Annotated in this window: 10 protein-coding genes and 1 pseudogene; 2 read left to right on the top strand and 9 right to left on the bottom strand. The window is 72.4% G+C overall.

Annotated elements, in window-relative coordinates:
- Nucleotides 1-51: 51 nt before the first annotated feature.
- Entirely contained in the window at nucleotides 52-924 is an 873-nt protein-coding gene (gene purU / locus R2S09_RS29125) for a formyltetrahydrofolate deformylase (RefSeq protein WP_316744251.1), read from the top strand.
- 131 nt (nucleotides 925-1055) lie between these two features.
- Nucleotides 1056-1853: an IclR family transcriptional regulator gene (locus R2S09_RS29120; RefSeq protein WP_316744249.1), complete on the top strand. Its 798-nt coding sequence runs from the start codon at nucleotides 1056-1058 to the stop codon at nucleotides 1851-1853.
- Between the two features lie 15 nt (nucleotides 1854-1868).
- Here the strand turns inward: R2S09_RS29120 and folP are convergent, their stop codons facing one another.
- The 9 genes and pseudogenes from folP to R2S09_RS29075 all read right to left on the bottom strand — a co-directional run bounded on the left by folP (nucleotide 1869) and on the right by R2S09_RS29075 (nucleotide 12037).
- Nucleotides 1869-2711: a dihydropteroate synthase gene (gene folP, locus R2S09_RS29115; protein WP_316744248.1), complete on the bottom strand. Its 843-nt coding sequence runs from the start codon at nucleotides 2709-2711 to the stop codon at nucleotides 1869-1871.
- Between the two features lie 188 nt (nucleotides 2712-2899).
- Nucleotides 2900-3175 (bottom strand): annotated as a pseudogene (locus tag R2S09_RS29110) (FAD-dependent oxidoreductase); the annotation flags it as partial.
- Nucleotides 3172-3549 (bottom strand): bifunctional 3-phenylpropionate/cinnamic acid dioxygenase ferredoxin subunit, encoded by a 378-nt coding sequence (locus R2S09_RS29105; RefSeq protein ID WP_306191952.1) that lies wholly within the window; start codon nucleotides 3547-3549, stop codon nucleotides 3172-3174. The pseudogene R2S09_RS29110 and the gene R2S09_RS29105, both read right to left, overlap by 4 nt.
- A gap of 76 nt (nucleotides 3550-3625) precedes the next feature.
- Nucleotides 3626-4666, bottom strand: coding sequence for a chorismate-binding protein (locus tag R2S09_RS29100; RefSeq protein WP_316744246.1), 1041 nt, complete (start codon nucleotides 4664-4666; stop codon nucleotides 3626-3628).
- 134 nt (nucleotides 4667-4800) lie between these two features.
- Complete coding sequence (locus tag R2S09_RS29095) at nucleotides 4801-5403, bottom strand: sarcosine oxidase subunit gamma family protein (RefSeq protein WP_316744244.1); 603 nt, start codon at nucleotides 5401-5403, stop codon at nucleotides 4801-4803.
- Nucleotides 5396-8656, bottom strand: coding sequence for a sarcosine oxidase subunit alpha family protein (locus tag R2S09_RS29090; protein WP_316744242.1), 3261 nt, complete (start codon nucleotides 8654-8656; stop codon nucleotides 5396-5398). Before R2S09_RS29090 ends, R2S09_RS29095 begins: the two co-directional genes overlap by 8 nt.
- 11 nt (nucleotides 8657-8667) lie before the next feature.
- Nucleotides 8668-9900 (bottom strand): sarcosine oxidase subunit beta family protein, encoded by a 1233-nt coding sequence (locus R2S09_RS29085; protein ID WP_316744241.1) that lies wholly within the window; start codon nucleotides 9898-9900, stop codon nucleotides 8668-8670.
- On the bottom strand, nucleotides 9897-11180 hold the full coding sequence (gene glyA / locus R2S09_RS29080; RefSeq protein WP_306191957.1) for a serine hydroxymethyltransferase: 1284 nt from the start codon (nucleotides 11178-11180) through the stop codon (nucleotides 9897-9899). Before glyA ends, R2S09_RS29085 begins: the two co-directional genes overlap by 4 nt.
- Complete coding sequence (locus R2S09_RS29075; protein WP_316744239.1) at nucleotides 11177-12037, bottom strand: bifunctional methylenetetrahydrofolate dehydrogenase/methenyltetrahydrofolate cyclohydrolase; 861 nt, start codon at nucleotides 12035-12037, stop codon at nucleotides 11177-11179. Before R2S09_RS29075 ends, glyA begins: the two co-directional genes overlap by 4 nt.
- Between the last annotated feature and the right edge of the window lie 31 nt (nucleotides 12038-12068).

The following is a 12068-nucleotide window of genomic DNA, read 5'->3' as shown; positions in this document are numbered from 1 at the left end:
ATGTTGCGTATCACTCTCACCGTTGCGTATTGCGCATTAACGGAGGATGTCATGTCCCCTCGCCCGCAGCCCGGCCGCGAGTTCGTCCTCACCCTCTCGTGCCCCGATCGGGCCGGCCTCGTCCACGCCGTCACCAGCTTCCTCGTGAGCCACTCAGGCAACATCCTCGAGAGCCAGCAGTTCGACGACCGCCTGCAGGACCGCTTCTTCATGCGGGTGCACTTCGAGGTCACCCACCCGGCCACGTCCCTGGAGCAGCTGCGCACCGACTTCGGCGCGGTCGCCGAGGCGTACCGGATCACCTGGCAGCTGCACGACGTGACGACCCCGACCCGCACCCTGATCATGGTGTCGAAGTTCGGCCACTGCCTGAACGACCTGCTCTTCCGCCAGTCCACGGGCTCGCTCAACATCGAGATCCCGGCGATCGTCTCCAACCACCGCGAGTTCGAGCCGCTGGCCCGGAACTACGGCATCCCCTTCCTCCACGTCCCGGTGACCCAGGAGACCAAGGCCGAGGCGGAGACCCGGCTGCTGGAGCTCGTGGCCGAGCTCGACATCGATCTGGTGGTGCTCGCCCGCTACATGCAGATCCTCTCCGACGACCTGTGCAAGCGGCTCGACGGCCGGGCCATCAACATCCACCACTCGTTCCTGCCGAGCTTCAAGGGGGCCCGGCCGTACGTGCAGGCACACCGGCGCGGCGTCAAGCTCGTCGGGGCGACGGCGCACTACGTCACGCCCGACCTCGACGAGGGCCCGATCATCGAGCAGGACGTCGTCCGCGTGGACCACTCCCACACGCCGGACGAGCTGGTCACCATGGGCCGCGACGTCGAGGCACGGGTCCTCGCACGCGCCGTGCAGTGGCACAGCGAGAGCCGTGTGCTGGCCAACGGCAACTGCACGGTCGTCTTCCGCTGACCCACCGGTTCACGGCCCACCGGACCAGCGACGACGACTCCCCTGCCCGAGGAGCCGTCGTATAACCTCCCTCCTGGCTTTCCCTCCGCAACCCATGGGGCACACGGGCCGACATTGCATATAGTTGCGCTATGAGCAACTACGCCGCAGAGGGCGAAACAACCGCTCCGGCGGTGAACGGGGTGCAGTCCGTCGACCGTGCCGTCAGCGTCCTGGAGATCCTCGCCCAGCGCGGGGAGGCAGGCGTCAGCGAGGTCGCCGCCGAGATCGACGTCCACAAGTCGACCGCGTTCCGCCTGCTCGGGGCGCTGGAGGCGCGCGGACTGGTCGAGCAGGCCACCGAGCGCGGCAAGTACCGGCTCGGCTTCGGCATCGTGCGCCTGGCCGGCGCGGTCACGGGCCGACTCGACATCACCCAGCAGGGCCGGGAGGTGTGCGAGCGGCTCAGCGAGGAGATCGGCGAGACCGTCAACATCGCCGTCCTGCAGGAGCACTACGCGGTCAACCTCTACCAGGTGCGCGGCCCGGGCGCCGTCGGCACCCACAACTGGGTCGGACAGCTCACCCCGGTGCACGCCACGTCCAGCGGCAAGATCCTGCTCGCGCACCTGCCGGCGGAGGGGCGCGACGAGGTGCTCGCGGCCTCCGGACTGCAGAAGCACACCCCGCACCCTCTGACCGTCCGGAGGAAGCTGGAGAAGGACCTGGCCGAGGCGCGGGAACGCGGGTACGCGGTGACACTGGAGGAGCTGGAGATCGGGCTGCACGCCATGGCGGCCCCGATCCGCTCCCACCACGGCGAGGTCGTCGCCGCCCTCAGCTCCTCCGGCCCCGCGTACCGCTTCGCCGAGGAGCGCATCCACGAGCTGGCACCCCTGCTGATCAAGGGCGCACAGGAGATCAGCCACAGGATGGGGTACGTGGGCTGAGTGCCCTCAGCGGCGTTACGTGTACAGCGGGCACCGCGCTCGGCTCGGATGCGCCGGCGCCGCTTCGGCACCCCAGCGGGCGGTCACCCGTACCGCGTCGAGCGTCGAGGCGACGTCGTGCACGCGCAGGCACCACGCGCCCTGCGCGGCGGCGAGGACGGACACGGCGGTGGTGGCGGCGTCCCGCAGCGACGCCGGACGCGGCTGTCCCGGCGTCGGGTCGGCCAGCACCTGTCCGAGGAACGACTTGCGGGACGCGCCCAAGAGCACCGGACGGCCCAGGGCACGGACCTCCCCCAGCCGGGCCAGCAGTTGCCAGTTGTGCTCGGCCTCCTTGGCGAAGCCGAGCCCGGGATCGACGATCAGGCGGCCGGTCGGGATTCCGGCCTGCAGCGCGGCCTCGATCCGCAGGCGCAGCTCGCCGACCACATCGGTGACGACGTCACCGTAGACGGCGTTCGCCCGCATACCGGCGGAGTGGCCGCGCCAGTGCATCAGTACGTACGGCATGTCCGCCCGGGCCATCAGCGGCAGCATCGCGGGGTCGGCGAGGCCGCCCGAGACGTCGTTGACCATCCGGGCGCCGGCATCGAGGGCACGGGCGGCGACCTCGGCCCGCATGGTGTCGACGCTGACGAGGGCGCCCGCCGCGGCGAGTTCCCGGACGACGGGCAGTACGCGCCGCAGCTCCTCCTCCGCCGACGGGCGCGCCGCGCCGGGCCGGGTCGACTCGCCGCCCACGTCCACGATGTCGGCCCCCTGCTCCAGCAGGGCGTCTCCGTGCGCGACGGCGGCCTCCGGGGCGAACGACCGCCCGCCGTCGGAGAAGGAGTCCGGGGTGACGTTGACGACGCCCATCACCAGTGCCCGACCGGGTCGTGGCAGCCCGTACGGATGAACGTCCGAAGACCCCGGGTGTGTCGAGCCGTTGGCGTGCAGGGTGACGGTCACCGGGATCCCGCCCTCTGCACCGCGTCCGCCGCCGGCTGCCGGCGCCACCGCATCAACCGCCGGGTCCGGTTCACACCGAGCACGGTGACCGGGCGGTCCGCCTGCCGTACCGCGCGCTCGGTGCGGTCGAGCCCGACGGCACGGGCGCCCAGCAGCCACTCCGCGCCCAGTTCCTCGCCGTCCGCTTCGAGCAGCGGCTCGGCCTCCGCCGTCCGGCCGGAGAGGAACTCCTTGGACAGCGGCGGCCGGTCGTGGCGACGGTGGGTCTCATCGCCGGGCACGACGAGCCGTCCGTCGAAGTCCTGGCCGCGCAGTGTGCGGGCGGCCGGCAGACCGGCGAGCGAGGCACCGACGACCGCCACGGTCCTCACGCGCCGGCTCCGGTGACCGGGACACCGCCGAGCCGGGCGGCGACGCAGGAGGGCGGAAGTTTCGGCGGGGCCGCGGAGAGCTTGACGTAGATCATGCCGTCCTCGACGACGACCTCGTGGGTGCGCACGGGGAGCCGGGCCGGGGGCGCGTCCACGCCGCCGGTGCGCAGATCGAACTTCGAAGCGTGCAGGGGGCATTCCACCTCGCACCCCTCCAGCCAGCCGTCGGCCAGCGAGGCGTCCTGGTGGGTGCAGGTGTCGTCGATCGCGTAGACCTCGCCGTCCTCGGTGTGGAACACGGCGACGGGCGGGTCGTTCTCGAGCCGGAACGCCTCGCCGCGCGGCAGATCGGCGAGAGGGCACACGGGAATCATGAGGACCACCTCGGTGCGTATTACGAAACTTAGTGCGCTGAGCGCAACGTCAGTCTGAGGTCGGCCCCCACCGTTGTCAAGAAGTCGCCCGGGCGTTCAGGGGAGTTCGTCTCCCCGCCGCCACCGCGAGCAGCCGGGCAGCCTTCAGCTCGGTCTCCCGCCACTCCCCCTGGGGGTCGGAACCCCGGGTGATCCCGGCACCCGTACCGAAGCGCAGCATCCCGTCCTCCCGGTCGATCCAGAAGGTGCGGATGCCGACGGCCAGCTCCCCCACGCCCCGGTCGGCGTCGACCCAGCCGATGCCGCCGCAGTAGGGGCCGCGGGGTGCCGTCTCCAGGGCGTCGATGATCCGCAGCGAGCTCGACTTGGGGGCGCCGGTGATCGAGCCGGCCGGGAAGGCGGCGTCGAGCAGTTCCGGCCAGCCGGCGTCGGCGCGCAGCTCGCCGCGGACCGAGGAGACCAGGTGGACCAGCCCCGGGTGCTTCTCGACGGCGCACAGGTCGGGGACGGTGACGCTGCCGCCGGTGCAGACGCGCCCGATGTCGTTGCGGACCAGGTCCACGATCATCACGTTCTCGGCGTAGTCCTTCTCCAGGAGTTCCGCCTCGGTGCGGGCCGTGCCCTTGATCGGACCGGACTCCACGGCCCGCCTGTCACGGCGCAGGAAGAGCTCGGGGGACGCGGTGGCGATCTCCACGCCGTGTCCCGGCAGCCGAATCGTTCCGGCGTACGGCGCGGGGTTGCCGCGGGCCAGTACGGCGGTCAGGGCGTCCACATCGGCGTCGGGCGCGATCGGCGCGGACAGCACCCGGCACAGGTTCACCTGGTAGACCTCGCCGGCCGCGATGTGCTCCCGGATGCGGCGCACGCCCGCGGTGTACGCGGCGCGGTCCGGGGAGGACGTCCAGTCCCCCACCGCCGGGCCGCGCCATTCGCCCGGGGCCGGCACCGGCTCCTCGCGGACGTCCGCGAAGCGGGCGCAGACCAGCCGCCCCTCGAAGTCCGCGCAGACGGCCCAGAAGCCCGAGGAGTCAAGCGCAGCCGGATCCCCGGTCACGTCGAGGAGGCCGGTGGCGACGAGGTTTCCGAAGCGGGCCAGGGGGGCGGGGTCGCGCACGGCTGCGGGCCTTTCTCGTACTCGTTCTTCGGGCAGGCGGTCGGCCCCGAAGCGGAAATGGAACGGCGGTGCCGGGCCGACCGTCCGCGTCGGCCCGGCACCGCCGGGTCATCTCTGCCGCCCTGCAGGGCCGCTCACCGGTATTCGACGGCCGCGTCCAGCAGCCAGTCCGCCAGATAGCCGGCGAAGGAGGAGCGCACCAGCACCCAGAAACCGGCCCTGGGTTCGTCGCGGGCCACCAGGACCACCTGGGTGCGTGCCAGCGTCGTCTGCGCACTGCGGCCGGGGCCGAAGGCACGCGGGTGCAGGTCCAGGGAGCAGCCGTGGGCCAGCAGGTCCCGGGCGCGGGGGCCGGCGACCAGGAGGGTGGTGCGCTGGGCGGAGACGTCGGTGACGGAGACCGGTTCGTCCCCGGCGGCCGAGCGGATCCGGCCCTCGAGGTCCCGCTGGGTGCCGGGCCTGCCCACCACGAGCCATTCGTCGGGACCGAGCCACACCGCGGTCACGTCCCCGGCGTGCACGACGGTGTTGGGTTCCAGGGGCAGTTGGAGTCCCAGAGCCAGGCCGACGGCGTCCGCCGCCGGACCCTTGGCGTCCAGGCGGACGCTCACCTGGGCCAGGAAGGGGAGTTCGGCCAGGCGGATCGCGCCCCGGGAGGAGCGCGTCACGGCGGCCAGGCGGTGGGCGGCGTCGGCCAGGGGGCTGCGCTGCCATGCGGTCAGGGCGGTGTCAGCCATCGCGGCGGGCTCCCTCGGGGTCGTAGAGGACAGGACTGGCGACGGTCACCGGGACCAGCCGGTCGCCGACGGGCGCGTAGAGGCGTTCGCCGATGCGGTCGCGGCCGCCCCTGACCAGGGCGAGCGCGAAGGTCCGGCCGAGCGCCGCGCTGCGGTAGCTGGAGGTGACGTGACCGAGCATCGGCACGGGCGGGGCGGGCAGTTCACCGTCGGCGACCAGGTGCGTGCCTTCCGGGAGGAAGACGGCCGGATCCTCGGGAAGGAGCCCGACGAGGTGCTTGCGGTCGGGGCGGACGGTGTCGGCGCGGCCGTAGGAGCGCTTGCCGATGAAGTCGGGCTTCTTCTTCGACACCGCCCAGCCCATGCCGAGGTCCTGCGGGGTGACCGTGCCGTCGGTGTCCTGGCCGACGATCGGATAGCCCTTCTCGGCGCGCAGGACGTGCATGGTCTCGGTGCCGTACGGGGTGATGCCGTACGGGGCGCCGGCCTCGTACAGCGCCTCCCACAGCGTGCGGGCGTCCCACGGTGACACGTTGATCTCGTAGGCGAGTTCGCCGGAGAAGCTGATCCGGCACACGCGTGCCTCGATACCGGCGACGGTCGTCTCCCGCCAGGCCATGAACGGGAAGTCGTCGTTGGACACGGCCAGTTCGGGCGCGAGCGAGCCGAGGACCGCGCGGGACTGCGGGCCGACCAGAGCCACGGTGGCCCACTGCTCGGTGACCGAGGTGCAGTGGACCCGCAGCTCGGGCCACTCGGTCTGCAGCCACTCCTCCATCCAGTCCAGGACGGCCGCCGCGTTGCCGGTCGTGGTGGTGACCAGGAACCGGTCCTGGGCGAGCCGGATGACCGTGCCGTCGTCGAAGACCATGCCGTCCAGGCGGCACATCACGCCGTAGCGGATCATGCCGACCTTCAGGGTGCTCATCATGTTGGTGTAGAGCCGGTCGAGGAAGAGCGCGGCGTCCGGGCCCTGCACGTCGATCTTGCCGAGGGTGGAGGCGTCCATGAAGGCCACGCCCTCACGGGCGGCACGGCACTCGCGCAGCACGGCGGTCTCCATGTCCTCGCCGTCCTGCGGGTAGTACCAGGGCCGCTTCCACTGGCCGACGTTCTCGAACAGCGCGCCGTGCTCGACGTGCCACGTGTGCAGGGCGGTCGTGCGGACCGGGTCGCTCAGCGCGCCGCGGTCACGGCCGGCGAGGGCGGCGAAGGAGACGGGGGTGTACGGCGGCCGGAAGGTGGGCAGGCCGAGCGCCGAGATGTCCACGCCGAGGAGATCGGCGACGACCCCGCTCGCCAGGACCCCAGCGGTCCTGCCCTGGTCGCCCCCGGTGCCGGCGGTGGTGTAGCGCTTGGTGTGCTCGACCGAGCGCAGACCCGCGCCGGTCGCCCGGGCCAGGTCGTCGACCGTGACATCGCGCTGGAGGTCCACGAACCGGGGGGCGTCGGTGTCACCGGGGACGGTGAAGACCTGCATGGGCGGGGTGTGCGGCTGGGCGGCCACGGCCGGGAGGGCCGGCGCCTCGGCGGTGTAGCCCTCCGCCTCGGCCGCGCGGGCACCGGCGGCCGCGCCCTGCGCGAGGGCCGCGGCGAGGTCGAAGGCCCCGTTCGCGCTGCCCGCGACCTCCACCGCCTGACGGCAGCTGTCGGGCACGAACGTGCCGAGTGTCCCGTCGTGGCGGAGCTTGCCGCCCGACTGGCTGAACAGGTGCGCGACCGGGTTCCAGCCGCCGGAGACCAGGAGCAGGTCCACGGCATACTCCCGCTGCCCCGCGGGCTCCCCGTAGGGGGCGACCGTCACGGCGGTGAGCCGGTCCGTGCCCCGGGTTCCGGTGACCGCGTGCCCGGCGAGCACCTCGATCCCGGCGGACCGGGCGCGCTCGGCCCACTCCCCCGGCTCCGGCCGGGTGTCGACGATCGCGGCGATCTCGAGGCCCGCGGTGGCCAGGTCGAGCGCGGCCGCATAGGCGCTGTCGTTGGTCGTGAACACGACCGCGTGCCGGCCCGGCAGCACGGCGTACCGGCGCAGGTACGTACGGGCCGAGGACGCCAGCATCACGCCGGGGCGGTCATTGTCACCGAACGCCAGCGAGCGCTCGTGGGCGCCGGTGGCGAGGACCACGCGCCGGGCACGGATCCGCCAGACCCGCTCGCGGGAGACGTTCGCCGGTGCCTCGGCGCCCAGATGGCTGGTGCGGCGCTCGACGGCGAGGAGGTGGTTGTCGTCGTAGTACCCGAAGACGGTGGTGCGGCGCAGGAAGCGTACCTCGGGTGCGGCTTCGAGCCGGGCGCGTGTCGCCTCGACCCAGTCGAGGTGCTCGCCGGTACCGAGCAGGCTGCCGCCGGGTTCCGGCTGGTCGTCGGCGAGGACGACGCGCGCGCCGCTGCTCGCCGCCGTCGCTGCCGCGGCCAGGCCGGCCGGGCCCGCGCCGACGACCAGCACGTCGCAGTGGGCGTGCACGGCGTCGTAGCGGGCGGGGTCGGGCTCGGTGGCGAGGCGTCCCTGGCCGGGGAGGCTGCTCGCGACCAGGCCGTCGTAGAGCTCGACGGTCGTGGCCGGGAGCATCGGCTCGGGGAAGGGTTCCTCGATCTGGATGACGGCGTTGGGTTCTTCGACGCCGGCGGAGAAGATGCCTCTCGGGCGGCCGAGCTTGATGCTGGTGGCGGCCTGGATGACGCCGTTGGCGAGGAGGGCGGATGCGAGGGTGTCGCCTCGGTAGCCCTGGTATTCGGTGCCGTCGAAGGTGAAGGTGAGGGGGGTGGCGCGGTCGATTCGGCCGCCGGTGGGGGTGCGGAAGGGCTGACCCTCGGCGGAGCCGCTGATGGACGCAGCGCCCCCGCCGCCCCTACCCGTCCCGTCCTCCAGGGGCTCTGCCCCTTCGACCCCGCTGGGGGCTGCGCCCCCCGACCCCCCTTCGACCGGAACGGCCTCGCCCTCAATCGCCGGACGGGCTGGTTGTGCCGGACCCGGCCGAGAGGTGACCGGGCGGTCCTCCCCCACCCGGTACACCGCCAGGATCTCGTTGGTCGACGTGTCCCGCACCGCGTTGAACCACTTGCGGCAGCCCGCCGCGTGGCTCCAGCGCTCGGCGAAGGGGCCCTTCGGGTTGTCGCGGAAGAACAGGTAGCGCGCCCACTCCTCGTCGGTGAGGGCAGCGGGGTCCTCGGGGTAGGGGACGTGGGCCTGGCCGCCGTAGTGGAACTCGGCCTCGTCACGGGGCCCGCACCACGGGCAGGGGATGAGCAGCATGGTTCGGCTCCCTAGTGGGCCACCGCGGCAGCGCCGTGCTCGTCGACGAGCGCGCCGGTGGTGAAACGGTCGAGCGAGAAGGGGGCGTTCAGGGCGTGGGGGGTGTCGTGGGCGATGGTGTGGGCGTAGACCCAGCCGACGCCCGGGGTGGCCTTGAAACCGCCGGTTCCCCAGCCGCAGTTGAGGTAGAGGTTGCCGACCGGGGAGAGGCCGACGATGGGTGAGGCATCGGGGCTGACGTCGACGATGCCGCCCCAGGTGCGCAGCACGTGGGCGCGGGCGAAGACCGGGAAGAGCTCCAGGGCCGCCGACATCTGTTCCTCGATGATGTGGAACGCGCCGCGCTGGGTGTAGGAGTTGTAGGCGTCGATGCCGGCGCCCATCACCAGTTCGCCCTTGTGCGCCTGGCTGACGTACACGTGGACGGCGTTGGACATCACCACGGTCGGGTGCACCGGCTCCAGCAGTTCGGAGACCAGTGCCTGCAACGGATGGCTCTGGATGGGCAGTTCGATGCCCGCCATGGCGGCGAGCACCGAGGTGTGACCGGCCGAGCACAGGGCCACCTTGCCCGCGGCGATCGGGCCGAGCGTGGTCTGCACGCCGACCACCCGGCCGCCGACCACGTCCAGGCCGGTGACCTCGCAGTTCTGGATGATGTCGATACCGGCGGCGTCCGCGGAGCGGGCGAAGCCCCAGGCCACGTAGTCGTGCTTGGCGATGCCGGCCCGCGGCTGGTAGGTGCCGCCGCGCACCGGGTAGCGCACGTCGGGCGAGACGTTGACGATCGGGCAGACCTCTTTGACCGCTTGCGCGTCGAGCCACTCGGCGTCGACGCCGTTGAGCCGGTTGGCCTCGACCCGGCGCACACTGTCACGGACGTCCTGCAGGCTGTGGGCGAGGTTCAGCACACCGCGCTGGGAGAAGAGGATCGGGTAGTCCAGCTCCTCCTCCAGCCCCTCCCACAGCTTCAGCGCGTGCTCGTAGATCCCCGCGCTCTCGTCCCACAGGTAGTTGGAGCGGATGATCGTGGTGTTGCGGGCCATGTTGCCGCCCGCGAGCCAGCCCTTCTCCAGGACGGCGACGTTGGTGATGCCGTGGTTCTTCGCCAGGTAGTGGGCGGTGGCCAGGCCGTGTCCGCCGCCGCCCACGATCACCACGTCGTACGACCGCTTGGGCTCGGGGGTGCGCCAGAGCCAGTCGGGGTGGTCGGGCAGGTCGGCGCCTGGGGTGCGGGGGCTCATCGGGCGTCTCCGTCGTGCGAGAGGTGCGGGTAGAGCGGGTGCTCGGCGGCCAGTGCCTCGGTGCGGGCACGCAGGGCGGCCGCGTCCGGCTCGGGCTGGAGGGCCAGCGCGATCACGTCGGCGACCTCGGCGAAGTCGTCCTCCGTGAAGCCCCGGGTGGCCAGCGCCGGGGTGCCGATGCGCAGGCCGGAGGTGACCATGGGCGGGCGTGGGTCGAAGGGCACCGCGTTGCGGTTGACGGTGATGCCGATCTCGTGGAGGAGGTCCTCGGCGCGCTTGCCGTCGAGTTCGGAGTCCCGCAGGTCGACCAGGACCAGGTGGACGTCCGTACCGCCCGTCAGCACCCTCACTCCGGCCGCGGCCGCGTCGGGCCGGCTGAGGCGTTCGGCGAGGATGCGGGCGCCGGCCAGGGTACGGGCCTGGCGTTCGGCGAACTCGGGGGACGCCGCGACCTTGAAGGAGACCGCCTTGGCCGCGATGACGTGCTCCAGCGGGCCGCCCTGCATGCCGGGGAACACCGCCGAGTTGATCTTCTTGGCGAGGTCGGCGTCATTGGTGAGGATGACTCCGCCGCGGGGACCGCCGAGCGTCTTGTGCGTGGTGGTGGTGACCACGTGGGCGTGCGGGACGGGGCTCGGGTGCAGTCCGGCGGCGACCAGGCCCGCGAAGTGCGCCATGTCGACCATGAGGAGGGCACCGACCTCGTCGGCGATCCGGCGGAAGGCCGCGAAGTCCAGCTGCCTGGGGTACGCCGACCAGCCCGCGATGATCATCTTGGGGCGGTGCTCCTTGGCGAGCCGCTCCACCTCGTCCATGTCGACGAGGTTGTCCGTCTCGGAGACGTGGTAGGGCACGACGTTGAGCATCTTGCCGCTGTAGTTGATGCGCATGCCGTGCGTGAGGTGCCCGCCGTGCGCGAGGTCGAGGCCGAGCACGGTGTCGCCGGGCTGGAGCAGGGCGAAGAACACGGCGGTGTTCGCCTGGGCGCCCGAGTGCGGCTGGACGTTGGCGTAGCCGGCGCCGAACAGGGACTTGATACGCTCGATCGCCAGCCGTTCGGTGACGTCGACGTGTTCGCAGCCGCCGTAGTAGCGGCGGCCGGGATAGCCCTCGGCGTACTTGTTGGTCGCCACCGAGCCCTGCGCCTCCATCACGGCGGTGGGCGCGAAGTTCTCGGAAGCGATCATCTCCAGAGTGGACTGCTGGCGGCGCAGCTCGGCACGGAGGGCTGCGTGGACCTCCGGGTCCAGCTCGGCCAGCGGCGTGTTCAGGGCGTTCATACGGTGGTCGCGTTCCTCTCGGCAGCCTCGACGACGTTGGCGAGCAGCATGGCTCGGGTCATGGGTCCCACTCCCCCGGGCATCGGCGCGAGCCATCCGGCGGCCTCGGCGGCCTCCGGGTGGACGTCGCCGACGAGCCCGTGCTCGGTGCGGGTGATGCCGACGTCCAGGACGGCCGCGCCGGGGCGCAGCATGTCCTTGGTGATCAGTCCGGGCGAGCCGGCCGCCGCGACGACAACGTCCGCCTCGCGTACGTGCCAGGCCAGGCCCTTGGTTCCGGTGTGGCACAGGGTGACGGTGGCGTTCTCGGAGCGGCGGGTGAGCAGCAGTCCTATCGGCCGTCCGACCGTGATGCCCCGGCCGACCACGCACACCCGCGCTCCGGCGAGCGGGACGTCGTAGCGGCGCAGCAGTTCGACGATGCCGCGCGGGGTGCAGGGCAGCGGGGCGTCCACGCCCAGGACGAGGCGGCCGAGGTTGACCGGGTGCAGTCCGTCGGCGTCCTTTGCGGGGTCCATGCGCTCCAGGACGGCGTTGGCATCCAGGTGGCGGGGCAGCGGGAGCTGCACGATGTAGCCGGTGCAGGCCGGGTCGGCGTTGAGTTCGTCGATGACGTCCTCGACCTGCTGCTGGGTGGCGTCGGCGGGCAGTTCGCGGCGCAGGGAGCCGATGCCGACCTGGGCGCAGTCGCGGTGCTTTCCGGCGACGTAGGCGTGGCTGCCGGGGTCGTCGCCGACCAGGACGGTGCCGAGGCCGGGCGGGCGGCCGGTCATGGCCGTCAACTTGGCCACGCGCTCGGCGAGTTCACGGCGGATGGTGGCGGCAGTTGCCTTGCCGTCGAGGAGCTGTGCGGTCACCGGCGGTACTCCTTCCCGGGGCTAGCCACGG

This window comes from Streptomyces sp. MK7, from assembly GCF_032658145.1.
Lineage (GTDB): Bacteria > Actinomycetota > Actinomycetes > Streptomycetales > Streptomycetaceae > Streptomyces > Streptomyces spiralis.
The sequence above is the reverse complement of the archived record's forward strand: the minus strand, read 5'-3'. Positions and strand labels throughout refer to the sequence as shown.